Origin of the sequence: Micromonospora sp. NPDC000207 (assembly GCF_040300925.1) — a bacterium.
GTDB lineage: Bacteria > Actinomycetota > Actinomycetes > Mycobacteriales > Micromonosporaceae > Micromonospora.
In genome coordinates, this window is record NZ_JBEPEQ010000074.1 from 1 (window position 1) to 25,375 (window position 25,375).

The window sequence follows — 25,375 nt, forward strand, 5'->3', positions numbered from 1 at the left end:
GCCACCGCGCGCGTCGTCGAGGGGCTTGCCCATCTCGGCGGTGGTGGCCTGGGCCAACTCCTCCGCCACGGCCGCCACCGCGTCGGCGGCCCGGCGCAGCACCTCGCCCCGTTGCGCCGGATCGGTCGCCGCCCAGCCCGGCGCGGCCCCCCGGGCCGCAGCCACAGCGTTCGCCACCTCGTCGGCCGTCGCCACCGGTACGGTGCTGACCGGCCTCCCGTCGGCCGGGTCGGTGACCGCCAGGTCCCCGCCGTCCCCACCCGCGCCCCACACTCCACCGATGAGCTGCTCAACCCGGTACATGCGGCGCTGGATGCCCCGGCCCCGGCCGGACAAACACGTTTCGCCCGGTGGCCCGGGGGGTAGCCGGATCCGATGACCTCCCCCACCCAGACCGTGGACGCGGTCGTCGTCGGTGCCGGACACAACGGCCTGGTGGCGGCGAACCTGTTGGCCGACGCCGGCTGGGACGTCATGGTCCTGGAGGCCACCGGCGTGCCCGGTGGGGCCGTCCGCTCCGCCGAGGTCACCGCCCCCGGCTACCTCAGCGACCTCTACAGCTCGTTCTACCCCCTCGGGTACGCCTCCCCGGTGCTGCGCCGCCTCGACCTGGACCGGTACGGCCTGGCCTGGCGACACGCCCCCGACGTCCTCGCCCACCTCTTCCCCGACGGCCGGGCGGCGCTGCTGAACCGGAATCCGGACGTCACCGCCGCCTCCCTGGAACAGTTCGCCCCCGGGGACGGGGATCGCTGGCACGACGCGTACGCCGACTGGTCCACAGTCGCCGGGCCGATGCTCGACACCATCACCAGCCCCTTCCCCCCGGTGCGGGGCGGATCGGCGTTGCTGCGTCGGCTACACGTCGGCGGGGCGCTGCGGCTGGCCCGCCGACTGGTGGTGCCGGTCCGCCAACTCGGTGACGAACTCTTCGACGGGGTGGGTGGACCGGCGCTGCTCGCCGGTTGTGCCCTGCACACCGACCTCTCCCCGGACGACGCCGGTTCCGGGGTGTACGGCTGGCTGCTGGCGATGCTCGGCCAGCAGATCGGCTGGCCGGTGCCGGCCGGCGGGGCACAGCGGATCACCGACGCCCTCCTCGCCCGGCTGGTCGAACGGGGCGGCCGGGTCACGTACCAGGCCCGGGTGGACCGGGTGCTGGTCGCCCGGGGCCGGGCGATGGGGGTACGCACCGACGGCGGGACCCTCTGGCGGGCCCGTCGGGCTGTGGTGGCAGACGTTCCCGCCCCCGCCCTCTACCTGGACCTGGTCGGGGCGGCGGCGCTGCCGCCCCGGCTGGTCGAGGATCTGGCCCACTTCCGCTGGGACGGCTCCACCGTCAAGGTCGACTGGGCGCTCTCCGCCCCGGTGCCGTGGGCGAATCCGGCCCTGGCCGGGGCCGGCACCGTACACCTCGGGGCGGACCTCGACGGGCTGACCGGTTACGCCGGGAAACTGGCCCGGAACAAGGTCCCCCGCCGGCCTTTCCTGCTCGCCGGGCAGATGACCGTGGCCGACCCGAGCCACTCACCCCCGGGGACCGAGTCGCTGTGGGCCTACACCCACCTGCCCTTCCGTCGGAACTGGCGGGCCGAGGAGATCGCCGAGCACGTCACCCGGATGGAAGAGGTGATGGAGGACGCGGCCCCCGGGTTCCGGAAGCTGGTGGTGGGGCGGCACGTGGCCGGACCGGCCGACATGGAACGGGACAACCCGAGCCTGGTGGGCGGGACGATCGGCGGCGGTACGGCGGCGGCGTACCAGCAGCTGTTCCTGCGCCCGATTCCCGGCCTCGGTCGGGCGGACACCCCGATCGACAGGTTGTTCCTGGCCAGCGCTTCGGCGCATCCCGGTGGCGGGGTGCACGGGGCACCGGGGTCGAACGCCGCCCGAGCCGCCATGGCCCGGGACCGGGCGCTCACCGGTGCCGCCTACTCCCGACTGATCCGATCCGCCCACCACACCCTGTACCGCTGACCCCACGCCCACCCGGCCTCACCCGGTGGCCCGCGCGCAGGCCACCGGGGTCGGGTGGTTCAGGTGGTCAAAGGGAGACGGGTCAGGGGCGGGTGCCGGACCGGCCGCCCCGGGTGGACTTCTTCGCCGGCCGACCCGCCTTGGCGGGGGTACGGGTCCGGGGAGCCGGGTTGGTGGCGGGCTTGGCCTCGGTGACCGGTGCCGACTCGACGGGCTCGTCGGCGTTCGCCTCCGGTGCCGTCGTCTCCGGTGCCGTCGTCTCCGGGGCGGTCGTTTCCGGGGCGGTGGCGTCCGGGGGCGCAGCAGTGTCCGAGGCCGTGGTGGATTCCGACGTCACGGTGGGGGTGGCGGCGACGGTCGGGGCGGCAACGGCGGCCGGGGTGTCGTCGCCGGGGACGACGGCAGGGCCGGTGGTCGGGTTCGGCTCGACCTCGACCGGGTGGGCACCGGTGCTGTCGATGTTGCGGTGCCGGCTGCGCAGCCGGAACGGCATCAGCGCGCTCTCGATCTTCGTGGCGGTGGTCATCTTCGACGCGCCGTCGCGCCGCTCCTCGAAGCGGATCGGCACCTCCAGGATGGTGTGCCCCAGCTTGGTGGCGAGGTAGTGCATCTCGACCTGGAAGCTGTAGCCGTTGGACTGGACCCGCTCCAGGCCGATGTCGACGAGCGCGTCGGCACGCCAGATCTTGAACCCGGCGGTCAGGTCCCGGACCCGGACCCGCAACAGGGTGTGCACGTAGAGGTTGGCCCAGCCGCTGAGCGCCCGACGGTACAGCGGCCAGGCCTCGTCGAGCTGGCCGCCGGGAACGTAGCGGGAGCCGATGACCACGCCGGCCCGGGTGGAGAGCAGGGCACCGAGCATGCCGGGCAGCGCCTCCGGCGGGTGGGACAGGTCGGCGTCCATCTGGGCGACGTACTCGGCGCCGCCGTCGAGGGCACGGCCGATGCCGTCCACGTACGCCCGGCCGAGGCCCTCCTTGCCGGCACGGTGGACGACCTGGATCCGGTCGGGGTGCTCGACGGCGAGCTTGTCGGCGACCTCGCCGGTGCCGTCGGGTGAGTTGTCGTCGGCGACCAGGATGCGCAACCCGGGCAGCGGAAGCGCGAGCAGTCGCTCGACCAGGACCGGAAGATTGCCCGCCTCGTTGTAGGTGGGGACCACGACGGTCAGGCGCACATCCCGCCACGGTGACGGCAACTGCACGGGTTCGATCATGACGGACATCCTCGGTTTGCCGACAGGGTACTCAGAGAGGGTAGCCACATGGTCGTGGCGGTTTCGTCAGGCTCCCCACTCCGCTACCGCAGACGGCGGCGGAGGCCGGTGGCGAGGACCGCCAGCCCGGTGACGGCCACGGCGGTGACAGCGGGCTTGTGGGTCCCCACCCAGAGTGCCGCCGAGCGGTGTCGGGCCCGATCGGTGAAGACCCCCTCGGCTCCCCGGTCCTGTTCCTGGTCGGCCGGGGCGTCCAGGTTGTCCCGCCAGGTCTGTGGGTCGACCGGAGTGGACGTCTGCTGGCTGTCGTACCCGTTGCGGGCCAGGAACCTGTCGAGCAGCCCGGGGAACAGGGTGTTGCCCAGCCGGGTCCGCCAGGTCGGACCGCCGACGTTGAGTTCCCGGGTCCCGTGGTCGGCGGCCCAGACCACCGCGTGGGCGGCCACCTCCGGGGCGAAGATCGGCGGAACCGGTTGCGGGTGCCGGGGGAGCCTGGTCCGTACCCAGGTGAACTGCGGGGTGTTGATCGCCGGGAGCTGCACCATGGACAGCTTCACCCCCGGGCAGTCGTGCAGCAGCTCCGACCGGAGGGAGTCGTTGAACCCCTGGATCGCGTGCTTGCTCGCACAGTAGGCCGACTGCAACGGGATCCCCCGGTAGGCGAGGGCCGAGCCGACCTGGACGATGGTGCCCCGCCCGTGCGCCCGCTGGTGCCGCAGGGCGGCCAACGTGCCGTACACGGTGCCCAGGTAGTTGACCTCGGTGACCCGGCGGAACTCGGCGGCGGAGATCTCCCAGGCCGGGGCGAAGACCGACACCATCGCGTTGTTGATCCACACGTCGATGCCGCCGAAGTGGTGCACGACGTCGTCGGCGGCCTGTTGGACCGCCCCGGCGTCGGCCACGTCGATCCGGTAGCACCGGACGTCGGCGGCTCCGAGCCGCCGACAGTCCCGTTCGGCAGCGGCGAGACCGGCCTCCCCGCGCGCGATCAGCCCGAGGCGGGCTCCGCGTTGCGCGTACCGTCGGGCCACGGCCCGGCCGACCCCGGCGCTGGCCCCCGTCACCACCACCGTCTGCGTCACTGGTCGCCCTTCTGTCGGGTGGCGATGTCGGAGAGCCGCCGCAGGGTCTCCTTGTTGCGCTGGTGCAGGACCATGTCGTTGAGCTTGGTCCGGACCCAGAGCAGCGGCCCGGCGGCGAAGTCCTCGCCGAGGCGGATCCGGGTCCGGCCGCCCTCCACCGGCTCCAGGGCGAAGGCCACGATCGCCTCCCCGGCGGGCCAGAGCTCGGCCCGCAGGGTCAGCCGGTACGGCGGCTCGGAGAGCAGCACCGTCGAGGTGTCCTCCAGGGAGAACGGCCACGGCCCGGCCCGGTGGTGCAGCTGACTGCCGACCCGGGGCCAGGCGTCGTCCACGTCGCGGATGTGCGCCGTCCCGACCACCCAGTCGCTGTACGTCCACCCGTCCGCCAGCACGGCGAAGACCTGCTCCGGCGGGGCATCGATCACTTTCTCCACAATCGCCACACTGCTCCCGGTACCCGGCCGACCGGCGGAGTATGCCGACCCGGGTTAGCTTCTGCGCGACGACGGGTAGGCGCGCAACGGCCCGGAAGGCAGCGGGTAGGCGCGCAACGGTCCGGATGACGGGCCTAGGACGGTTCGGGGCGTGGCCGCCGCCCCCCGACCCGCCGACGTTTACTCAGCGGGGCGTCGGGAACCCGCCGCCCGTGCGACAGGACCGTGATCCGGATCAGCGCAGGTCAGCCGGGGTTTCCGCCGGTGCTGACCGGGACGCGGCCGGGCTGTTCGACACGGTGCTCTTCGACCGTGACGGCACGCTCGTCGTCGACGTGCCGTACAACGGTGATCCGGACCGGGTGCTGCCGATGCCGGGGGCGCGGGCGGCGCTGGACCGGCTGCGGGACGCCGGATTCCGGCTGGGAGTGGTGAGCAACCAGTCCGGTCTGGCCCGAGGGCTGTTCACCGTCGGGGACCTGGCCCGGGTCAACGCGCGGATCGAGGACCACCTCGGTCCCTTCGACACCTGGCAGGTCTGTCCGCACGACGACGGAGACGGGTGCGGATGCCGTAAACCCGCCCCGGGTCTCGTCCGGTCGGCCGCCGACGAACTGGGCACCGTCCCGCAGCGCTGCGTGGTGGTGGGGGACATCGGTCGGGACGTCGTCGCCGCCGGGGCGGCCGGGGCCACCGGTCTGCTGGTGCCGACCCCGGTGACCCACCCCCGGGAGGTCGCCGCGGCCGGGTGGGTGGCCCCGGACCTGTCGACGGCAGTGGACCAGATCCTCGCCCGACAGCGGGCGCTGACCCCGTCGGCCGCGCCCCGCCGGGCCGCGACGGTGCTCGTGGTACGCAGCGACTCGGCCGGGGACGTACTGGTGACCGGCCCGGCGATCCGGGCCGTCGCGGCGTACGCCGAGCGGGTGGTGCTGTTGTGCGGTCCACGGGGACGGGCCGCAGCCGAACTGCTCCCCGGGGTGACCGAGATCGTCGAGCACCCGCTGCCCTGGATCGAGGCGGACCCGGCCCCGGTGGACCCGGCCGACGTGACCGGCCTTGTCGACAGGCTCGCCCGGGTCGGCGCTGACGAGGCGGTGGTCTTCACCAGCTACCACCAGTCGGCATTGCCGCTGGCACTGCTGCTGCGGATGGCCGGGGTGGGCCGGATCAGCGCGATCAGCGACGACTACCCGGGCAGCCTCCTCGACGTCCGGCACCGGGTGCCCACCGGCGTCCCGGAACCGGAACGGGCCCTCTCCCTGGCCGCCGCCGCCGGGTTCGCGCTGCCGCCGGGCGACCGGCCCGTCCTGCGGATCCGGCCACCGACCCCGACCGAGCTGCCACGACGGCCGTACCTGGTGGTGCACCCGGGTTCGGCCGCCGAGTCCCGGGCCTGCCCGCCGGAGTTGGCGGCCCGGGTGGTCCGGCTGCTGACCTCCGCCGGGCACCGGGTGGTGGTCACCGGCGGGCCAGGCGAACGGGAGTTGACAGCCCGGGTCGCCGGGGGGACCGGTGTGGACCTGGGAGGCGGCACCGGCCTGGGGGACCTGGCCGGAGTCATCGCCCGGGCGGACGCCCTGGTCGTCGGCAACACCGGCCCGGCGCACCTGGCCGCCGCGTTGGGCGTACCGGTGGTGAGTCTGTTCGCCCCGACCGTTCCGTACGGGCAGTGGGGACCCTGGCGGGTGCCGGCCGTACGCCTCGGCGACCCCACCGCCCCCTGCCGGGACACCCGCGCCGCCCGCTGCCCCGTCCCCGGGCACCCCTGTCTGACCGGGATCGACCCGCAGGAGGTGGTCGACGCGGTACGCCTGCTCGGCGTACCGCCGCCCGGTCCCCGCCCGCCCGTCGTCGCTGCGGTGGCCGCAGTGACGGCGACGGTGGCGTCCACCGGCGGCGGGAGTGGCCGATGAACGTCCTGCTGTGGCACGTGCACGGCTCGTGGACCACTGCCTTCGTGCACGGCCGGCACCGTTACCTGATTCCCACCACACCCGACCGGGGCCCGTACGGCCTCGGCCGGGCCCGCACCTACCAGTGGCCCGACGGCGCGGTCGAGGTGACCCCCGAGGAACTCCGGGAGGCCCCGGTGGACGTGCTGGTCCTGCAACGCCCCGAGGAGTTCGACCTGGCGCAGCAGTGGACGGGTCGCCGCCCCGGACGGGACCTGCCGGTGATCTACGTGGAGCACAACACGCCCAAGGAGGGCGACGTCCCGCACTCCCGGCACCCGATGGCCGACCGGGACGACCTCCTGGTCGCCCACGTGACCCACTTCAACGAGCTGTTCTGGGACACCGGCGGCACCCGGACCGCCGTGGTGGAGCACGGGGTGGTCGCGCCGGCGGTCCAGTGGACCGGGGAACTGGACCGGCTCGCCGTGGTGATCAACGAACCGGTACGCCGGGGGCGGGTCACCGGTACCGACCTGCTGCACCGCTTCGCCGCCGTCGCCCCGCTCGACGTGTACGGCCTGGGAGTGTCCGGGCTCGCCGCCCACCTCGGACTGCCCGAGGAGCGGCTGACCAGCCACGACGACGTACCCCAGGCCCTGATGCACGAGGAGTTGGCCCGTCGGCGGGCGTACCTGCACCTGTGCCGGTGGACCTCGCTCGGGCTGAGCCTGGTCGAGGCGATGACGCTGGGCATGCCGGTGGTCACCCTGGCCACCACCGAGGCCGTCGTGGCGGTGCCCCCGCAGGCGGGGGCGATCTCCACCCGGGTCGACGACCTGGTCGACGCCGCCCGGCGGTTCATCGCCGACCCGGTGGCGGCCCGACGGGCCGGAATCGAGGCCCGTACGGCCGCGCGGGACCGCTACGGCCTGGACCGATTCCTCGCGGACTGGGACCGGCTGCTGGAGGAGGAGCTATGCGGATCGCGATGATCTCGGAGCACGCCAGTCCCCTCGCCGTCCTCGGTGGGGAGGACGCGGGCGGCCAGAACACGCATGTCGCGGAGCTCTCCGCCGCGCTCGCCGCCGCCGGTCACGACGTCCGGGTCTACACCCGACAGGACGCCGTGGACCTGCCGGTGACGGTGCGCAGCCCGGACGGGTACGCGGTGGTGCACGTGCCCGCAGGTCCGGCCGAGCCGCTGGCCAAGGACGCCCTCCTGCCGTACATGGCGCAGTTCGGGGAGTGGTTGACAGACAGGTGGCGGGGCGGCGACTGGGTGCCGGAGGTGATCCACGCGCACTTCTGGATGAGCGGGCTGGCGGGGTTGGCCGCCGGTCGCCGGGTCGGGGTGCCGGTGGTGCAGACGTACCACGCGTTGGGTGCGGTGAAGCGCCGCCACCAGGGGGTGCAGGACACCAGCCCGGCCCGGCGGGTGTCCTACGAGCGGGAACTCGGCAGATCCGTGGACCGGGTCGTCGCCCAGTGCTCCGACGAGGTCGGTGAGCTGGTCCGCCTCGGGGTACCCCGGTCCCGGGTGACGGTGATCCCGTCGGGGGTGAACCTGGGCACCTTCGCCCCGCTCGGTCCGGCCGCCGAGGTGCATCCGGGACGGCACCGGGTGCTCACCGTCGGCCGGCTCGTCGAACGCAAGGGCTTCCAGACCGTCATCAGGGCGATGGCGCTGGTCCCCGACGCCGAGTGCGTGGTGGTGGGCGGGCCGCCGGTGGGGTTGCTGGAGTCCGACCCGTACGCCCGCCGGTTGCGGGCCCTGGCCGGGTCGTGCGGGGTGGCCGACCGGGTCCGGCTGGTGGGGGCGGTGCCCCGGGAGGAGATGGGTCGCTGGTACCGCTCCGCCGACGTCCTCGTCGCCGCCCCCTGGTACGAGCCGTTCGGGTTGACCCCCCTGGAGGCGATGGCCTGCGGTGTTCCGGTGATCGGCACGGCGGTCGGCGGGATCAAGGACACCGTCGTCGAGGGGGTCACCGGTGACCTGGTGCCCGCCCGGGATCCACAGGCCCTGGGCACCGCGATCCGACGGCTGCTCGACGACCGGATCCGCCGGTTCGCGTACGCCACCGAGGCGCTGGAACGGGCCCGCCGCCGGTACTCCTGGGCGGCCACCGCCGAGCGGCTGGTCGGGGTCTACACCGAGGTCGCCGCGGTGCACCGGCCGCACCGGGTGGTGGCCTGATGTCGGCCGCCCCGGTCACCGGGCGGGAGACGCCGCCGAGTCTGCTCGACGCCCACCTGGCCGTCCTGGCCGCCGCCCTGGTGCCGTACCGGGCGTCGGCGGGGCTGCTGGCCCGGTGGGGTGGGGACCTGGCCCGGCACCTGGGGACGGGGGGACGTCTCCTGGTGGCCGGCAACGGTGGCAGCGCCGCCGAGGCCCAGCACCTCACCGCCGAACTGGTCGGGAAGTTGCGCGACGACCGGGAGCCGCTGTCGGCGATCGCCCTGCACGCGGAGACCTCCGCGATCACCGCGATCGCCAACGACTACGGCTACGAGCAGGTCTTCGCCCGGCAGGTCCGGGCCCACGGCCGCCCCGGGGACATCCTGCTGGTGATGTCGACCAGCGGCACCAGCCCGAACCTGCTCACCGCGGCGCGGGCCGGGCGGGACGCCGGGCTGCGGTGCTGGGCGTTCACCGGCCCGGCACCCAATCCGCTGGCCGACGTCTGCCACGAGACCCTCGCCGTGGACGCGCCGGACAGCCAGGTGGTGCAGGAGCTGCACCTGGTCTCCACCCACGTGCTCTGCGAGTACGTGGACCAGGCGTTGCCGGCGGTGCTCGCCGCCCGGGTCGCCGAGCCGGTCGCCGGCGAACCGTCCCGGGGTCCGGTCCCGTCCGACGGGGTGGCCCCGGTCCGGACCGGGGTCGAGGTGGAACTGGGCGGCCCGCAGCGGCCGGTCGATCGAGGCGTGCGGAGGGGGAGACAGTGACGGGACCCGTGGTGGTGCTCGGGGACACCCTGCTGGACCGGGACGTGGAGGGGGTGGTCAACCGGCTGTGTCCGGACTCGCCGGTGCCGGTTCTCGACGAGACGGCGTACGCCGACCGGCCTGGTGGGGCGGGGCTGGCCGCCGTCTTCGCCGCCGCGTACGGCACCGAGGTCGCCCTGGTCACCGGTGTCTCCGGGGACGAGGGTGGGGCCCGGTTGAGCACCCTGCTGGACGCCGCCGGGGTGCAGCTGCACCCGCTGCCCCTGGCCGGCCCCACCCCGGAGAAGGTGCGACTGCGGGCCCGGGGCCGGGTGCTGCTGCGCCACGACCGGGGTGGCGGCGCACCGGAGCCGGGTGACCCGAGTGAGGCGGTGCTACGGCTGATCGCCCGCGCCTCGGTGGTGCTGGTCAGCGACTACGGCCGGGGCGTGGCCCGGCATCCGGCGCTGCGGGCCGCGTTGACCGCGACCCGGGCGCCGGTGGTGTGGGATCCGCATCCCCGGGGGCCCGCACCGGTGCCCGGCGCCCGGCTGGTCACCCCGAACGAGTCCGAGGTGCGGGAGTTGGCGAAGGTGCCGTCGGGCGGGTCCCGGTTGGCCGCCGCCGAGCGGGGCGGCCAGAGCCTGCGGGAACGGTGGCGGGCCGGGGCGGTGGTGGTCACCCTGGGCGGGGACGGGGCGCTGCTCTGCTCGGCCGGGTCGACCCCGCTGATGGTGCCCAGCCCGGCCCACGCCGACGGGGACACCTGCGGGGCGGGGGACCGGTTCGCGGCGAGCGTGGCGATCGCGTTGTCGGCGGGGGCGCTGCTCCCCGAGGCGGTGCAGCGGGCGGTGACCGACGCGTCGGCGTACGTCGCCGACGGGGGAGTGGCCACCGCGTTGCCGCCGCCGGTCCGCCGGGCGTCGTCCCCTCCGGCCCCGTCCGGTCCGCCGCCCCCGGTCGCCGAGCGGGTGGGTACGGCCGAGGTCGCCTCGGTGGTGGCCGAGGTACGCGCCGCGGGCGGCACCGTGGTGGCCACCGGCGGCTGTTTCGACCTGCTGCACGCCGGGCACCTGGCGACCCTTCAGGCGGCCCGTCAACTGGGTGACTGTCTGGTCGTCTGTCTCAACTCCGACGCCAGCGTGGCGGGGCTGAAGGGCCCGCACCGACCGGTGGTGGCCCAGGCCGACAGGGCACGGATCCTCGCCGCGTTGAGCTGCGTCGACGCAGTGCTGATCTTCGACGAGGCGACTCCCGAGGCGACCCTGTCCTGGCTGCGGCCCGACGTCTGGGTCAAGGGCGGGGACTACGCCTGCGGGGCGGGTGACGAGCCCGCACTGCCCGAGGCGGGGATCCTGCGCCGGTGGGGAGGGCACACGGTGGTGGTGCCGTACCTGGACGGACGTTCCACCACCGACCTGATCGCGGCGGCCGGTGCCCGACCGGTCCCGGTGGGCGTGGAGGGGAACCGATGAGCGTGACACCGCCCGGCACCGGGCCGACAGTCCTGGTGACCGGGGGCTCCAGCGGGCTGGGAGCGGCAGTGGTCACCGCCGTGGCCAGGGCCGGGGGGCGTCCGCTGGTGCTGGACCGGCAGCCCCCCGGCGACGGGGTGCCGTGGGTCGAGTGCGACCTGGCCGACACCCGGGCCGCCGAGGAGGGCACCCGGGAGCTGGCCGAACAGGCCGGTGGGTTGGACGGGGTGGTCACCGCTGCCGGGATGGACGTGCCGGGCAGGCTCGTCGACGTCCCGGCGGTGACCTGGGAGCGGATCGTCGCCGTCGACCTGCTCGCCACCGTCGCCGTGGTCCGTGCGGCGCTGCCCTACCTGGAGGCCAGTCGGGGGACCGTCGTCACGGTGGCCTCGACGCTGGGGGTGAAGGCGGTCGCCGACGCCACCGCGTACTGCGCGGCGAAGTTCGGGGTGGTCGGTTTCACCAGGTCGCTCGCCGCCGAGCTGGCCGGTTCCGTCGGGGTCACCCTGCTGATCCCGGGCGGGATGCGGACCGCCTTCTTCGACGAGCGGGACGCCCGGTACCGACCCGGCCCGGACGCCGCACTCAACGAACCGGCCGACGTGGCGGCGGCGGTGCTGTTCGCGCTCTCCCAGCCGCCCGGCTGCGCGGTGCGGGAACTGGTGGTCTGCGCCGAGCAGGAGTCGTCGTACCCGTGATCCTGGTGTTGCGGGCCCTCGGGGTCGGTGACCTGGCCACTGCGGTGCCCGCGCTGCGGGGGTTGCGGGCCGCGTACCCGGACCGGGAGGTGGCCCTGCTCGCGCCCGCCTGGCTGGGGCCGCTGGTCGACCTGGTCGGCGGGGTGGACCGGCTGGTCCCGCTGGACGGGTTGGACGCCGACGTCTGCTGGTCCGGCCCGCCGCCGACGGTCGCCGTCAACCTGCACGGCCGGGGACCTCGCTCGCACCGGTTGCTCGCCGCCGTCGGCCCGGCCCGGCTGGTCGCCTTCTCCTGCCCCGAGGCGGGGCACACCGACGGGCCGGAGTGGGACGGGACCGAACACGAGGTACGCCGCTGGTGCCGACTTCTGCACCGGTACGGCGTCCCGGCCGACCCGGACGACCTGGCGCTGCGGCGGCCGGTGGGGGTCGCGGTGCCGGACGGGACCACCGTGGTGCACCCCGGGACGAAGGTCGAGGCGAAGCGGTGGCCGGCCCACCGGTTCGCCGCCGTGGCCGCCGCCCTCGGGGCCCGGGGACACCGGGTGGTGGTGACCGGGTCGGCGGCGGAGCGGGACCTCGCCGGATGGGTGGCCGACCGGGCCGGGCTGCCCCCCGGGGCGGTCCTGGCCGGCCGGACCGACCTGGCGGAGCTCGCCGCCCTGGTGGCGCAGGCCCGCCTCGTGGTCAGCGGGGACACCGGGGTCGCCCACCTGGCCACCGGTTACGGCACCCCCTCGGTGGTGCTGTTCGGCCCGGAGTCGCCGCAGGTCTGGGGTCCCCCGCCGGGGCGGCCGTGGCACCGGGTCGTGCACGGCGCCGGGCAGGATTGTCCGACCGCCGACGGGGAAAGTACCGACCTGCGGTTGGTGTCGGTGCAGGTGGAGGAGGTGCTGTCCGCCGTGGACGAGGTGGAACGGACGGTGCGGGGGGCCGGTGCGGTTGCGGCGTAGCGATCCGGGCAGACCGGGGTACGCCCGGATCCGGCGCGGCCGGGGGTGGTCGTTCGTCGCCCCCGGCGGTGACCCGGTACGCGACCCCGGCGAGCTGGACCGGCTGCGGGACCTGGTCATCCCGCCGGCGTGGCAGCAGGTGTGGATCTCGCCGTACCCGAACGGGCACATCCAGGCCGTCGGGGTGGACGTCGCCGGGCGGAGGCAGTACCTCTACCACCCACAGTGGCGGCGCAGGCGGGACGAGGCGAAGTTCGACCACGTCCTGGCGGTGGCCCGTCGCCTTCCGCAGCTGCGGGACCGGGTCGACCGGGATCTGACCGGCCGGGGACTGAGCCGCAGCCGGGTGCTGGCCACGGTGACCCGTCTGCTCGACATGGGGATGTTCCGGATCGGCAGCGACCAGTACGCCACCGGGGACGACCCGACCTTCGGGGTGGCGACCCTGCGGCCCGAACACGCCCGGTCCCGGGGCGGGTGCGTGGTCTTCGAGTTCCCGGCCAAGGGCGGGTTGGACCAGGTTCGGCAGATCGAGGACCCGCAGCTGTGCCGGGTCCTGGTGGCCCTGCGGCGACGACGTCGACAGGCGGACCGGCTGTTCGGCTACTGGGACGGCCGCTCCTGGCGTGACGTGCGCAGCGACGAGGTCAACGGCTACCTGCGGGAGGTCAGCGGGGCGGAGATGACCGCCAAGGACTTCCGTACCTGGCACGCCACGGTCCTGGCCGCGACCCACCTGGCCACCACCGGCCCGCAGCGGTCGGTCACCGCCCGTCGGCGGGCGGTGGCGGCGGTGATGCGGGACGTCGCCGACCTGCTCGGCAACACCCCGACGGTGGCCCGGACCTCCTACGTGGACCCCCGGGTCGTCGACCTCTACCACGAGGGTGTGGTGGTGCCGGTGGAGCCGGGGACGCCCCGGGAGGGGGCGGAGCGGTCCGTGTTGGACCTGCTCGAACAGGCCTGACCGGGCGCACGTCCCGTCCGGGCGGGCTCTGCCCGGTCCGGCGGCACTCGCCGGGCCCGGTCCGACCCGGGCGGCCTGCGGCGGGGGTACGCGATCGGCCCGGGCCGGGCGACGTTCCGGTCCGGGCCGATCGCGTCGGGTCAGTCTGCCCGGGAACGCTTGACTGTGGATGCCGCCGTCTTGCCGATCCGTGACTGATCCAGGTGCCGGCTGCGCCACTCCTGGGGGGTGGTGTCGTGGGCCGCCCGGAACACCCGGCTGAAGTGCGCCGGGCTGGCGAAGCCCCAGCGGGCGGCGATGGACCCGATCGACCGGCCCCGCAGCGCCGGGTCGGCGAGGTCCCCTCGGCACCGCTGCAACCGCAGGTCCCTGACGTACGCGGCGACGGTGGTCTGTTCGGCCTCGAAGAGACGGTGCAGGGACCGGAGCGAGACGTGGTGGGCGTCCGCGATGACCTGCGGACCGAGCGTGGTGTCCCCGAGGTGCCGCCTGACGTACGCCTGGACCTGGCTGAACAGGGCCCGGCGGCGTACCTCGGCGGGCACCTCCTCCTCGGCGACGAGGTGCCGACCGAGGAGGGTGGTGATCAGGTCGAGCCCGATGGTGCCGAGCCGGGACGCGTCGGCGGCGTGGTAGTGCTCGGGGTGGTCGGTGACCTCGACGAGGAACTGCGCCAGGAGTCGGCCCACCCCCTCGGTGCCGGGCATCCGGGCCGCCAGCAGCGTGGCGAGCCGTCGGGGCGGCAGCGGGACGGCTGTGTGCGGGACGATCACCACCACCGACGAGGCGTGTCCGCCGGCACCGCTGTGGTGGTCGAGATGGTGCGGGCGGGCCGAGTCGTAGAAGGTGAAGTCACCCGGGGTGAAGGTGCTGTCGCGCCCCTCCTGGCGGCATCTGCTGCCGCCCCGGACGGTCAACCCGAGCTGGTAGGAGCCCCTGTCACGCCGGTCCACCGGCCGACCGGGGGAGGTGGCGGTCAGCGAGGGGTAGTCGTGGCGGGCCAACCGGATCGGGCCCAGGTCGGTGAAGACCGCCCGGGCGGTGAAGTCGGCGGAGTGCTCGGTCCGGATCCGCAGCTTCGCCGAACTGCCGGAGACCGTCTCCAGCCACATGTCGAACCGGTCGGCGGTCGGCAGCCGCCGGGTGTCCACGACAGTGGTGTGCAACATCGGCGTCTCTGCCTCCCCGTCGGCCTCCGTCAATCGTTACCGATCACCCAGGGTGACGGGAGGAGACCAGAGGTCGGGGCCCCTCGTCGCGGTGACGAGGGGCCCCGACGGGTCCGGTGCGGTCAGTCGTTGAGGATCTGGGCGAGCCGGTCCCGGAACCGACGCTCCGAGTCGCTCACCTGCTCGCCGCCGAGCCCGAGGATCCCCCCGGTCGGCGCGGCCCCCACCACCTGGTCGGCGATCTCCACCAACCAGTGCTTGTACGCCCCGGCCTGCCCCTCGTCGACCTTCGTCGCCAACAGGGCCGCAGCCTGCCCGGCCCGGGCGAGGACGTCGTCGATGAGGGCCTGCGGGTCGGCGGGGGCGACGACCGGAAGCTCGACCTCGACCCCGGGCAGATCACCACCGGCCTCCGGGTCCCCGACCCGGGCGACGATCTCCCCGGCGACCGCCGCCACCAGCGCAATCGCCGACTCCCGGCCGGACGAGATGATCTCCATCCCGGCCACGCCCTCCGCCCGGGTACGGCGGCTGCTGTCGGACTCGGCGGCGCTCGCGGCGGTCAGCACCGCCTGCGGCAGACCGACCAGGAGACCCCACTCCTCGTCGGAGAAACCGAACCCGGTGTACGCCGGCTGCTCGATCACGACAACGCCCCTCTCGAAGATGTGCACAGTGGTAGACGTCGACGGCGGACCGCCGACCGCAGGCGAGGCGTCCTCGCCGGCTCAGGTTAGTCGAGCGTCAGCAGGCCCTGTTCCGACACCACGGGTACGGAGAGCGTCTTGTAACCGACCTCGTCGAAGAGGACCGTCATCCGGTCGTCCTCGTAGTTGAGCACCATCCCGGAACCCCACTCCGGATGCCGGACCTGGCTGTGCACCGGGAAGGGAACCTCGTCCCGGACCTCGGCCACGCTCGTCCCGGCATGACAGTTGTCGCAGTGCCCGCACAGCTCGGTCATCTGCTCGCCGAAGTACGCCAGCAGCGCCTGCCCCCGGCAGCCGGTGGTCTCGGCGAACGCCCGCATCATGTCGGTACGGGACCGGGTGACACTCTGCTGACGTTCCGCCTGGGCCAGCGCCGCGTCGGCTGCGGCGGCGGGCCTGGGGCCGTACCGGGGGGCACCGATGCGCTGCCGCTTGCGCGGCTCCACCGCACCGACCTGCTCCAGGAGGGCGAGCAGCTGTCCCAGCTTGCGGGGGCCGAGCCCGGTGGCGTCGCGCAACGCCTTGCGGGTCGCCGGTCGACTGCGGACCAACGCGGCCAGCTGGTGCAACTCGTCGCGGTTGGGCAGGCCGCCGCTGAAGTAGCGCTGCAACCCGATGTCCTCGGCCTGCCACAGCAGCAGCACCCGGGCCGGTTCCCCGTCGCGGCCGGCCCGCCCGATCTCCTGGAAGTAGCTGTCCGGCGAGTCGGGCAGCGCCATGTGCACCACCCAGGCGATGTTCGGCTTGTCGATGCCCATTCCGAACGCCGAGGTGGCCACCATGATCGGCACCTGGTCGGCGAGGAACGCCTCGTGCAGCTGGGCACGCGCCCCGGTCGCCATCCCCCCGTGGTAGAACTGCGACGGGAAACCGGCCTCGGTGAGCCGCCCGGCCAGCTCCTCGGCGGCCCGACGGGTCGGCACGTAGATGATCCCCGGCCGCCTGTCCTCGTTGAGCAGCGTGATCAGCCGCCGCCACCGGTAGTCCTCGGTCGGGCAGTGCGCCACCTCGAGGAACAGGTTCGGCCGGTCCAGTCCGGAGACGACCACCTCGGCGTCGCGCAGCCGCAGCCGGGCGATGATGTCCTCGCGTACCGGGGGAGAGGCGGTGGCGGTCAGGGCCACCACCGGCGGGCGACCCAGTTCGTCGATCAGGTGGCCCAGCGCCAGGTAGTCGGGGCGGAAGTCGTGCCCCCAGGCGGAGATGCAGTGCGCCTCGTCGATCGCGACGAGCGCCGGTCCGAGGTCCCGGACCTCGGCCAGCCGGTCCGGGTTGGCCAGCTGCTCCGGTGTGATGAACAGGAACTCGGCCTGCCCCTGCCGGATCTCCTCGATCGCCTCGGCCTGCTGGGTCGGTGACTCGTCGGAGCTGACCCGCACCGCCCGCAGCTCGGGTCGCTGTCGCTCGTTGAGGGCCGCGATCTGGTCCTGCTGAAGGGCCAGCAGCGGAGAGATCACCACCGTCGGACCCGGGATCAGGCTGGCCGGGATCTGGTAGATCGCCGACTTGCCCGCACCGGTCGGCAACACCACGAGTGCGTCGCGGCGTTTCATCACCGCCCGCATCGCGGCCAGCTGGTTGGGGCGCAGCTGCGTCCAGCCGAACAGGCTGCGGGCCGCACGGCGCAGGGTCGTGGAGTGGGGGTTCGACGCTTTCATGGTGGCCGGGGACGTACCCTGACCGCCCTGCACCGAAACCGTCCACCCGCCGGGTGCCATCATGTCCCGGTGACGACTGCCGCCGACCCCGAGGGCGGCCGTGCTGCGGCCGAGAGCCCCGAGCGGGCAACCGATGCCACCTCGGCGAACCGGTGGGTGGTCGGCGTGGCCGACCTGTTCGCTGTCGGCTGGGTGGCGGCTCAGATCTGGTGGGTGCCGACCGGTCTGGCTTCGGCGCTCTGGATCGGCGGGGTTCCGTACCTGCTGGCGGTGGTCGCCTTCGGTGCCGTCCTCCTCGCCTCCGGAGGCGGGTCGGCGCGGCTCGGCGTGGTCGACCTCCGGCCCGGGGTGACCGCCTTGCGGGCCGGGCCGAGTCGGGTGGCCGGCTGGCTCTGCGCCGGTCAGGTCCTCCTTGTCACCGCGATCACCACGTCCCTGGTGGACCGGTCCCGGTGGGACGAGGGCGCCGCCGAGACGATCTTGTTGATCGACCTGTCGTTGCTCGTCCTCCTGGTCGCCGTCGTGGTCATGGCCCAGGTCGTCGGGGTCTTCCGGTCCCGGCCGCGCGTCGACCTGACCCCGACCGGCGTCGAGGCGCGGGACCTCCTCGGGTCCCGGGTGATCCCCTGGGCGGCCCTCGCCCCCGGTGGCCCGCTGCCGCCCTCCGGCCGGTCGGTGAGTCTTGTGGTGTCCCGCCCCGACCTTGTCGTCCAGCGGGGGCTGATGATCAGCCCACGGCGTCGGCCCCGCGTCAACGGGGACACCCTGGCCGTGCGCGTCGGGTTCCTCGCCGACGTCCTGCGGTACTACGTCGACCACCCCGACGAGCGGGCCGGGATCGGCACCCCGCAGGGGTACCTGCGGCTGCGCCGTACCCTCGGCCTGCGGTGACCTGAAGGTCGGACCCCACCTCAGGGTCGCACCGCACCTCAGGGTCGCACCGCACCTCAGGGTCGCACCGCACCTCAGGGTCGGGCCGGCGTCGGGGTCACCGGCGGCCGAACATCGCCTTGATCGCGGCGAACAGCAGCAGACCGCCCACCACGAGCCCGAGCAGGCGTACGCCCGGGATGTCGGCGGCGCTGGTGGCGTCGGCGAGGGTGGTGGGTTCCATGGTGGAACTCTGCCACGGCCGGTGCGGGGACGGCCACCGGCTAACAGTAAGGTTTATTGACTATTTCCGGTCCCGGTGTGAACATGGCAGGGCCGTGAGGCGGTCGGGCCTGCTGCGGTGTGAGCAGAGACGGGGGATGGGCGAGGCGCATGAGCGAGTTGACCTGCACAGTCGGCACGTCGGAACTCCACCCTTGGGCCCGGGAGGTGGCCGCGTGAGCGCCCCCACCGTCAGCCTGACCGCCCTGGCCTCCGCCGTTCTGCAACCGGGGTTCGTGGGCACCACCCCACCCCCCTGGGTGCGCCGGTGGGTCGGCGACGGCCTCGGCGCTGTGGTGCTCTTCGCCCGTAACGTCGTCGACCCCGAACAGGTCGCCGCCCTGACCGCCGCCCTGCGGGCGGAGCGCCCCGACGTCCTGGTCGCCATCGACGAGGAGGCCGGGGACGTCACCCGGTTCGAGTCCGCCCGGGGCAGCTCCCGGCCCGGCAACCTGGCCCTGGGGGCGGTCGACGACCCGGCGCTGACCGAGGCGGTCGCCCGGGACCTCGGCGGGGAACTCGCTGCCGCCGGAATCAACCTCAACTACGCCCCCGACGCCGACGTCAACTCCGACCCGGAGAACCCGGTGATCGGGGTACGCGCCTTCGGTGCCGACCCGGCCCTGGTCGCCCGGCACACCGCCGCCTGGGTACGCGGACTCCAGTCCACCGGGGTGGCCGCCTGCGCCAAACACTTCCCCGGGCACGGGGACACCCGGGTCGACTCCCACCACGACCTGCCCGCCATCCACGGCGACCGGGCCCGGCTGGAGAGCACCGAACTGCTGCCGTTCCGGGCCGCGGTGACCGCCGGGGTGCAGGCGATCATGACCGGTCACCTCCTGGTCCCGGCCCTCGACCCGGACTTCCCGGCCACCCTCAGTCACCGGATCCTCGGTCGGGTCCTCCGCGACGACCTGGGCTTCACCGGTGTGGTGGTCACCGACGCGGTGGAGATGCGGGCGGTCACCGGGCGGTACGGCCTCACCGGTGCGGTCGTCCGCGCCCTGGCCGCCGGGGCGGACGCGATCTGCGTCGGCGGCGAACACGCCGACGAGGCGACCGCCCGGCTGCTCCGCGACGCCATCGTCGCCGCCGTCGTCGCCGGTGACCTGCCCGAGGAACGGCTCGCCGACGCCGCCCGACGGGTCGGACAGCTCGCCGCCTGGACCGCCGAGGAACGGGCCGGCCGGTCCGGATGGACCCCGGCCACCGTCGACGGCTCCCCGGTGGGGCTGGTCGCGGCCCGCCGGGCGCTCCGGGTCACAGTCGACGGCGACCCGGGGCTGCTCCCGCTGGCCGGGCCGGTGCACGTGGTGGAGTTCGAGCCGCCCCGCAACATCGCGATCGGTGCGGAGACCCCCTGGGGGCTCGGTGCCCCGCTGACAGACCTCGTCCCGGACACCACCACAGTCCGGTACGCCGAGTCCGACCCCCACGCCGACCCGACGGTCGGGGCCGCCGGTCGACGCCTGGTCCTGGTGGTCCGGGACCTGCACCGGCACGGGTGGATGCGGACGGCCGTGGAACGTGCCCTGGCCGCCCGGCCGGACGCGGTGGTTGTCGAGTTGGGAGTGCCCGACCTGGTCGTCGGCCGGGTGCACGTGGCCACCCACGGGGCGACCCGGGTGGCGACCGGTGCGGCGGCCGAACTGCTCGTCGGCCGCACCTGAGGGCGGCATCGGCCCCGGGTGCGGCCGACGGCGCTCCGGGTCCACCTCGCCGGGAGCTGTGGACCGGTCAAAGCTCCAGGCGCAGGATCCGGTCGTCGTCCGGCCCCGGGGCACCACGCCCGTCACTGTTGTTCGTCAGCACCCACAGGGAGCCGTCCGGGGCGGGTTCGACGTGGCGCAGCCGCCCGTGCTCGCCGGTCAGCAGCGACTCGGCACCCTGCCCGTCGGTGCCGATCCGGTACAGCCGCTGCCCGCGCAGACAGGCCACGTAGACGGTGTCGTCGACGATCGCGATGCCGCTGGGGGAGGCCTCGTGGGTGGCCCAGGTGGCCACCGGCCGGACGTACCTGTCGTCGTCGGAGTCCCCCTCCACCTCCGGCCAGCCGTGGTTGCCGCCGGGAACGACCCGGTTGAGCTCGTCGTACCGGTTCTGCCCGAACTCGGCGGCGAAGAGGGCACCGGTGGAGTCCCACGCCAGCCCCTGCACGTTGCGGTGGCCGTAGCTGTAGACCGGGGAGTCCCCGAAGGGGTTGCCGGGGGCGGGTCGGCCCTCCGGGGTGAGCCGCAGGATCTTGCCGGCCAGGGAGTCCCGGTCCTGGGAGCTGTTGCGGTCCCCGGCGTCCCCGGTGCCGACGTAGAGCATCCCGTCCGGGCCGAAGGCGATCCGACCCCCGTTGTGGGTACGGGCCTTGGGGATGCCGGTGAGGACCGGCTCCGGGGTGCCCCCCTCAAGGGTCGTCCGGACGATCCGGTTGTCCTCCTCGGCGGTGTGGTAGAGGTAGATCCAGCCGTCCTCGGGGTAGCTGTCGGCGACCGCGACCCCCAGCAGGCCCCCCTCCCCGCCGGCGACCACCCCGGGGACCCGGGTCACCTCCCCGCTGAGGTTCCCGGCGACCCGCAGGAGCCGCCCGCTGTCCCGCTCGGTGACCAGGGCCGAGCCGTCCGGGAGGAAGGCCACCCCCCAGGGGGCCGCCAGCCCGGTCAGCACCGTCTCCAACCCGGCCGGGTCGACCTGCGGCGGGTCGGCCACCGACGGGTCGGTGAACCACCCCCGCCAGTACGCCGCGCCGCCCACCACGAGCACCATCACCACTGTCAGCGCCCCGGCGAGCACGATCCGTCCCCGGCGTACCTGCGGTCGTTCCCCCATCGCCCGACCCTATCCGCCCCCGCCGGCCTCCGCCCGCCCGCCGACCGTGGGACGTCGGTGCTCGACGGGCAGCTCACTCCACTGTCGACCCGGAGGAGGATCTTGGATGCTGTTCGGGGTCGCCTCGGTCTCGTACGCTGAGCGGCGTGACGAACCGCACCGGTATCTCCCACCACACCCCCATCCGCCGCGCCGCAGGTCTCCTGGCCGGCCTGGCACTCGGTGTCGCCCTCCTCGCCGGTTGCAGCTCCGAGGGAGCCTCCACCGACTGCGGCCTGGACGCCTGCACTGTCACCTTCGAACGGGGCGTCGAGGCGCACGCCACCATCCTCGGCGTCGAGACCCGACTCGTGGGCGCCGAAGGCGACCAGGTCACCGTCGAGGTCGCCGGGGAGCGGCTGTCGCTCACCGTCGGACAGCAGGCCGCCGAGGTCGGCGGCTTCAGCGTCACGCTGGACAGCGTCACCGACCAACAGGTCCAGATCCGGGTCGCCCGCAACCCCAACGGCTGACCCGTCGGAGGGCTCCGACCGGCCCCGACGCGGCTGCGCCCGGGCCGGTCGGCACAGACGTTTGGGAATCTCCACATTCGGAGATTGAGGCGCCATGTCTCTCACCCGGAACGCCGAAGCCACCGCCTCGAAGACGGCGAACAGCCGGTGGCTCGAACTCCTCGCCCGGGCCGGTTTCATCGGCTACGGGGTGGTGCACCTGCTGTTCGCCTGGCTGGCCCTCCAGATCGCCTTCGGCAGCTCGCCCGACGACGGCGACCAGTCGGGGGCCCTCCGTACCCTCGCCGCCCAGCCGATGGGCAAGTTCATCGTGATCGCCATCGGGGTCGGCATGGTCGCCATGGCCCTGTGGCAGCTCACCCAGGCCGCCGTCGGTCACGTCAGCGAGGAGGGCAAGCGCCGTACCGTCGAGCGGGTCCTCTCGGGTGCCCGGACCGTGGTCTACGGCTGGTTCGCCTTCACCGCGTACAAGGTCGTCAACAGCGCCTCCTCCTCCAGCAGCGCCGACCAGCAGGAGGACATGACCTCCAAGCTGATGGAGTCGACCGGCGGTCGATGGCTGGTCGGGTTCGTCGGCCTGGTGGTCGCCGGGATCGGTATCGGCCAGGCGATCTACGGGATCAAGAAGAAGTTCGAGAAGAACCTCAAGACCGGTGAGATGAGCGCGAAGACCCGTCAGCTCGCCCGCAAGCTGGGCATGGCCGGGTACGCCGCCCGTGGCTGCGCCTTCGCCGTCGCCGGTGTCCTGGTCGTGGTCGCCGCCGTCAACTACGACCCGGAGAAGGCCCGGGGCCTGGACGCCGCGCTGCGGACCCTGCGGGACCAGCCCTTCGGCACCATCCTGCTCGGACTCGTCGCCCTGGGCATCGCCGCCTTCGGCGTCTACTGCTTCCTCCAGTCCCGGTACCGCAAGGTCTGACGACCTGGTCGATTCCGGGTCTACCGGGCACCATGGGGGCTTTGCGCCCAGATGGTCAGCCGGGCAGAGGGAGAGGAACACGTGCAGAACTACCTGACGACGGTCGTCGCCGCGCTCGGCGCGGCGACGGCCGCGTTGTTGCTCGTCGGAGTCGCACACCGGGTGATGCGGCGGCTCGGCCGCCGCTCCCTGTTGCTGAGTGAACTCACCGAGCACGCACACCGGTCCATCCAGGTGACGGCGGTCGTCCTGGCCGTGCAGTTCGCCGTCCGGTTCAGCACCGGGTACGCGGTCGGCACCCCGTGGCGACAGATAGTGCTGCACCTGCTCGTGCTCTGTGTGATCGCCAGCACCGCCTGGCTGGTCACCTCGCTGCTGGTGGTGGTGGAGGACACCGCCCTGGCCCGGTTCCGGGTCGACGTCCCCAACAACAGGCACGCCCGACGGGTCCGGACCCAGGTGGTGATGCTGCGTCGGGTCACCATAGCGGTGATCGTGGTGCTGACCCTCGGCGTGATGCTGATGACCTTCCCGGCCGTACGCGGGATCGGTGCCGGTGTCCTGACCAGTGCCGGTGTCGTCGGTGTGGTCGCCGCACTCGCCGCACAGAGCCTGCTCGGCAACGTCTTCGCCGGGCTCCAGCTGGCCTTCAGCGACGCCGTACGCCTCGACGACGTGGTGGTGGTGGAGGGGGAGTGGGGTCGGATCGAGGAGCTGACCCTCAGCTACGTGGTGGTGCAGATCTGGGACGACAGGCGACTGGTCCTGCCCACCTCCTACTTCACCAGCACCCCGTTCCAGAACTGGACCCGGACCGAGGCGGCGGTGCTCGGCACCGCGATGTTCGACGTCGACTGGTCGGTGCCGGTCCAGGCGATGCGGGAGGAACTGCGTCGGGTGGTCGAGAGCACCGACCTGTGGGACGGCCGGGTCTGCGTCCTGCAGGTGGTCGACGCCACCGGCGGCACCATCCAGATCCGGGCCCTGGTCAGCGCCGCCGACTCCGGCAGCCTGTGGGACCTGCGCTGCATCGTCCGCGAGCACCTGGTGGCCTGGGTACGCGACCAGCGGCCCACCGCCCTGCCCCGGATGCGGGCCGAGGTCGGCGAGGAGTCCAGCAGCCTGCCCTGGCAGTCGGGGCAGATCCGACGCCCGTCCCGCCGCTCCGGCCGCGCCCCGATCGAGTCGAGCCCGCCGGACGACGCCCGCCTCTTCGGCGGCAGCGACGACGGTGACGCCCGCAGTGAGGCGTTCGTCGGTCCGGCCGAGGACGGCGAGCACCACGAGGAGTTGGCCGAGGCCTCGAACGGCCGCGTCGAGGCCCGCCACTGACCCGCTGTCGTCCCCCGACGCGACCCGGGTCGTCGTGACCTCCCCACTCCCGACGCGACCCGGGTCGTCGTCCGCCCGTCGACCCCGTTTGCGCCCCCGACTCGACCGGGTCGTCGTGACCTTCCCGCCCGGGTCGGCGTTGCACCTGCCGGGTGGTCTGCCCGGAATCGGTGTTTGACGGGCTCCGTGACGGGGACTGCTGCCCACCAGGATTGACCGGTGCCCGGTCGGGGCATACAGCGCGGTGACGGTGAAAGGAGGGCAGCATGACAGAGGTGGCGAATTCTCGTACGACTCGGGCCGGGGCCGAGCCGTCCACCGCGGAACTGGTGCAGCGGGCGACCGAGCAGGTGTCCCGGCTGATCCGGGACGAGCTGACACTGGCACGGGCGGAGTTGACGGAGAAGGGCCGCCACGCCGGCATCGGGGTGGGCCTCTTCGGTGGTGGCGGTGCCCTGGCGTTCTACGGGCTCGGTGCACTGATCACCGCGGTGGTCCTGCTCCTGGCGACCTGGATCGCCGCCTGGCTGTCGGCCCTGATCGTGGCGGTGGTGCTCTTCGTGGTCGCGGGCATCCTCGCGCTGGCCGGTAAGAAGCAGGTGAAGCAGGCCGTGCCGCCGGTCCCGGCGGCGGCGGTGACAAGCGTCCGGGCGGACGTCGACACCGTGAGCGCCGCGGTGAAGGACGGGAGGCGGCCATGACGGCAAACGGCAACGGCAACGGCACCGGGGACGCCGAGGCCCTGCGGGCGGAGATCCGGCGTACCCGGATGGAGCTGGGCGAGACGGTCGAGCAGCTGGCGGCCAAGGCCGACGTCAAGGCCCGGCTCAAGGACTCCGCCGACCACGCCAAGGAGCGTGTGAAGGACTCCGCCGACCACGCCAAGGAGCGTGTGAAGGAGTCCGCCGACCACGCCAAGGAGCTGTTGAAGGACTCGGCCGGGCAGGCGAAGGAGCGGCTGAGGGGTTCGGCCGACCACGCCGGCAGGCGGGTACGCGAGCAGACGTCGTCGACCGCCGCGCGGGTACGCGGACAGGCGGCGCACACCGCCGAGGTGGCGCGGGGGCAGGCGCACGAGACCGGCGAACTGGTCCGCCGTAACCCCGTACCGTGGGCGGCCGTCGCCGCCGGTGCGGTGGCGGCAGTGGTGGTGTTGTTGGTCATCAGGGGGAGGAACAGGTGAGCAGGCGCGTCAACAAGGCCGTCTACAAGCCCGTCGGGGTGTTGATGGGACTGGCCGCCGGTGCGGTGGCGGGTGCTGTCTTCCGACAGGTCTGGAAGTTGACAGCCGGGGACGGTGACGCACCGAACCCGACCGACGAGGACCGCCGTTGGGTGGAGATCCTGGCTGCGGCGGCGCTGCAGGGTGCGATCTTCTCGGTCGTCCGGGCGGCCGTCGACCGCGGTGGTGCAGTGGGGGTACGGCGGATCACCGGCCAGTGGCCGGACTGAACTCGACCCCTCTCGAAGAC

The 25,375-nt window shown here is 73.7% G+C and carries 24 protein-coding genes and 2 pseudogenes; 17 read left to right on the forward strand and 9 right to left on the reverse strand.

All coding sequences use genetic code 11. The annotated features are described in order from the left end of the window. The coding region (locus tag ABT336_RS18400; RefSeq protein ID WP_350897827.1) for an aldehyde dehydrogenase family protein at positions 1–303 on the reverse strand (303 nt) is incomplete at its 3' end. Positions 304–375: 72 nt separating this feature from the next. On the opposite strand from ABT336_RS18400, the gene ABT336_RS18405 reads away from it, so the two are divergent. Further along, positions 376–1,977 carry a phytoene desaturase family protein gene (locus tag ABT336_RS18405; protein WP_350897828.1) on the forward strand — a complete coding sequence of 534 codons (1,602 nt, stop codon included), beginning with the start codon at positions 376–378 and terminating at the stop codon, positions 1,975–1,977. Between the two features lie 454 nt (positions 1,978–2,431). Here the strand turns inward: ABT336_RS18405 and ABT336_RS18410 are convergent. From ABT336_RS18410 to ABT336_RS18420, 3 genes and pseudogenes are all read right to left on the reverse strand, one after another. Continuing rightward, a pseudogene (locus tag ABT336_RS18410) lies at positions 2,432–3,193 on the reverse strand (polyprenol monophosphomannose synthase); the annotation flags it as partial. Between the two features lie 83 nt (positions 3,194–3,276). Further along, complete coding sequence (locus ABT336_RS18415) at positions 3,277–4,278, reverse strand: SDR family oxidoreductase (protein WP_350897829.1); 1,002 nt, start codon at positions 4,276–4,278, stop codon at positions 3,277–3,279. Continuing rightward, entirely contained in the window at positions 4,275–4,712 is a 438-nt protein-coding gene (locus ABT336_RS18420; protein WP_350897830.1) for an SRPBCC family protein, read from the reverse strand. The genes ABT336_RS18415 and ABT336_RS18420 overlap by 4 nt, the downstream gene beginning before the upstream one ends. Positions 4,713–4,924: 212 nt before the next feature. On the opposite strand from ABT336_RS18420, the gene ABT336_RS18425 reads away from it, so the two are divergent. The 8 genes from ABT336_RS18425 to ABT336_RS18460 are packed head-to-tail and all read left to right on the forward strand — an operon-like array spanning position 4,925 to position 13,628. Beyond that, positions 4,925–6,628 carry an HAD-IIIA family hydrolase gene (locus tag ABT336_RS18425; protein ID WP_350897831.1) on the forward strand — a complete coding sequence of 568 codons (1,704 nt, stop codon included), beginning with the start codon at positions 4,925–4,927 and terminating at the stop codon, positions 6,626–6,628. Next, on the forward strand, positions 6,625–7,602 hold the full coding sequence (locus tag ABT336_RS18430) for a glycosyltransferase (RefSeq protein ID WP_350897832.1): 978 nt from the start codon (positions 6,625–6,627) through the stop codon (positions 7,600–7,602). Before ABT336_RS18425 ends, ABT336_RS18430 begins: the two co-directional genes overlap by 4 nt. Beyond that, positions 7,587–8,804, forward strand: coding sequence for a glycosyltransferase (locus ABT336_RS18435; RefSeq protein WP_350897833.1), 1,218 nt, complete (start codon positions 7,587–7,589; stop codon positions 8,802–8,804). Before ABT336_RS18430 ends, ABT336_RS18435 begins: the two co-directional genes overlap by 16 nt. Beyond that, positions 8,804–9,556: a D-sedoheptulose-7-phosphate isomerase gene (locus ABT336_RS18440; RefSeq protein WP_350897834.1), complete on the forward strand. Its 753-nt coding sequence runs from the start codon at positions 8,804–8,806 to the stop codon at positions 9,554–9,556. The genes ABT336_RS18435 and ABT336_RS18440 overlap by 1 nt, the downstream gene beginning before the upstream one ends. An 11-nt stretch (positions 9,557–9,567) precedes the next feature. After that, a complete protein-coding gene (locus ABT336_RS18445; RefSeq protein WP_502891202.1) occupies positions 9,568–11,010 on the forward strand; it encodes a PfkB family carbohydrate kinase in 1,443 nt (480 codons plus the stop codon). Then, on the forward strand, positions 11,007–11,708 hold the full coding sequence (locus ABT336_RS18450; RefSeq protein WP_350897836.1) for an SDR family oxidoreductase: 702 nt from the start codon (positions 11,007–11,009) through the stop codon (positions 11,706–11,708). Before ABT336_RS18445 ends, ABT336_RS18450 begins: the two co-directional genes overlap by 4 nt. Further along, a complete protein-coding gene (locus ABT336_RS18455; protein ID WP_350897837.1) occupies positions 11,705–12,661 on the forward strand; it encodes a glycosyltransferase family 9 protein in 957 nt (318 codons plus the stop codon). Before ABT336_RS18450 ends, ABT336_RS18455 begins: the two co-directional genes overlap by 4 nt. Continuing rightward, on the forward strand, positions 12,645–13,628 hold the full coding sequence (locus tag ABT336_RS18460; RefSeq protein WP_350897838.1) for a DNA topoisomerase IB: 984 nt from the start codon (positions 12,645–12,647) through the stop codon (positions 13,626–13,628). The genes ABT336_RS18455 and ABT336_RS18460 overlap by 17 nt, the downstream gene beginning before the upstream one ends. 140 nt (positions 13,629–13,768) lie before the next feature. Here ABT336_RS18460 and ABT336_RS18465 read toward each other — a convergent pair whose 3' ends face one another. From ABT336_RS18465 to ABT336_RS18475, 3 genes are all read right to left on the reverse strand, one after another. Beyond that, the gene (locus ABT336_RS18465; RefSeq protein ID WP_350897839.1) at positions 13,769–14,797 is read right to left on the reverse strand and encodes an AraC-like ligand-binding domain-containing protein; all 1,029 of its coding nucleotides are present in this window, start codon (positions 14,795–14,797) and stop codon (positions 13,769–13,771) included. 122 nt (positions 14,798–14,919) lie between these two features. Continuing rightward, positions 14,920–15,444 carry a hypothetical protein gene (locus ABT336_RS18470; RefSeq protein WP_350897840.1) on the reverse strand — a complete coding sequence of 175 codons (525 nt, stop codon included), beginning with the start codon at positions 15,442–15,444 and terminating at the stop codon, positions 14,920–14,922. 86 nt (positions 15,445–15,530) lie between these two features. Next, on the reverse strand, positions 15,531–17,165 hold the full coding sequence (locus ABT336_RS18475; protein ID WP_350897841.1) for a RecQ family ATP-dependent DNA helicase: 1,635 nt from the start codon (positions 17,163–17,165) through the stop codon (positions 15,531–15,533). 69 nt (positions 17,166–17,234) lie between these two features. Between ABT336_RS18475 and ABT336_RS18480 the strand changes: the two genes are divergently transcribed. Beyond that, positions 17,235–18,056, forward strand: a complete 822-nt coding sequence (locus tag ABT336_RS18480; RefSeq protein ID WP_350897842.1) for a PH domain-containing protein — start codon at positions 17,235–17,237, stop codon at positions 18,054–18,056. A gap of 97 nt (positions 18,057–18,153) precedes the next feature. On the opposite strand, the gene ABT336_RS18485 is transcribed toward ABT336_RS18480, so the two are convergent. After that, positions 18,154–18,279: a hypothetical protein gene (locus ABT336_RS18485; protein WP_350897843.1), complete on the reverse strand. Its 126-nt coding sequence runs from the start codon at positions 18,277–18,279 to the stop codon at positions 18,154–18,156. A gap of 214 nt (positions 18,280–18,493) precedes the next feature. Between ABT336_RS18485 and ABT336_RS18490 the strand changes: the two genes are divergently transcribed. Then, entirely contained in the window at positions 18,494–19,990 is a 1,497-nt protein-coding gene (locus tag ABT336_RS18490; RefSeq protein ID WP_350897844.1) for a glycoside hydrolase family 3 protein, read from the forward strand. Between the two features lie 67 nt (positions 19,991–20,057). Here ABT336_RS18490 and ABT336_RS18495 read toward each other — a convergent pair whose 3' ends face one another. Continuing rightward, on the reverse strand, positions 20,058–21,140 hold the full coding sequence (locus ABT336_RS18495; RefSeq protein WP_350897845.1) for a PQQ-dependent sugar dehydrogenase: 1,083 nt from the start codon (positions 21,138–21,140) through the stop codon (positions 20,058–20,060). Positions 21,141–21,286: 146 nt separating this feature from the next. On the opposite strand from ABT336_RS18495, the gene ABT336_RS18500 reads away from it, so the two are divergent. The 6 genes and pseudogenes from ABT336_RS18500 (at position 21,287) to ABT336_RS18525 (ending at position 25,355) form a co-directional block, all read left to right on the forward strand. Further along, complete coding sequence (locus ABT336_RS18500; protein ID WP_350897846.1) at positions 21,287–21,652, forward strand: hypothetical protein; 366 nt, start codon at positions 21,287–21,289, stop codon at positions 21,650–21,652. 94 nt (positions 21,653–21,746) lie between these two features. After that, positions 21,747–22,571 carry a DUF1206 domain-containing protein gene (locus tag ABT336_RS18505; RefSeq protein ID WP_350897847.1) on the forward strand — a complete coding sequence of 275 codons (825 nt, stop codon included), beginning with the start codon at positions 21,747–21,749 and terminating at the stop codon, positions 22,569–22,571. 81 nt (positions 22,572–22,652) lie between these two features. Next, positions 22,653–23,903 carry a mechanosensitive ion channel family protein gene (locus ABT336_RS18510; protein ID WP_350897848.1) on the forward strand — a complete coding sequence of 417 codons (1,251 nt, stop codon included), beginning with the start codon at positions 22,653–22,655 and terminating at the stop codon, positions 23,901–23,903. Between the two features lie 266 nt (positions 23,904–24,169). After that, positions 24,170–24,604, forward strand: coding sequence for a phage holin family protein (locus tag ABT336_RS18515; protein WP_350897849.1), 435 nt, complete (start codon positions 24,170–24,172; stop codon positions 24,602–24,604). Beyond that, positions 24,601–24,810, forward strand: a pseudogene (locus ABT336_RS27555) (DUF3618 domain-containing protein); the annotation flags it as partial. The gene ABT336_RS18515 and the pseudogene ABT336_RS27555, both read left to right, overlap by 4 nt. A 272-nt stretch (positions 24,811–25,082) precedes the next feature. Next, positions 25,083–25,355 carry a DUF4235 domain-containing protein gene (locus ABT336_RS18525; protein ID WP_350897851.1) on the forward strand — a complete coding sequence of 91 codons (273 nt, stop codon included), beginning with the start codon at positions 25,083–25,085 and terminating at the stop codon, positions 25,353–25,355. The last annotated feature ends 20 nt before the right edge of the window (positions 25,356–25,375 follow it).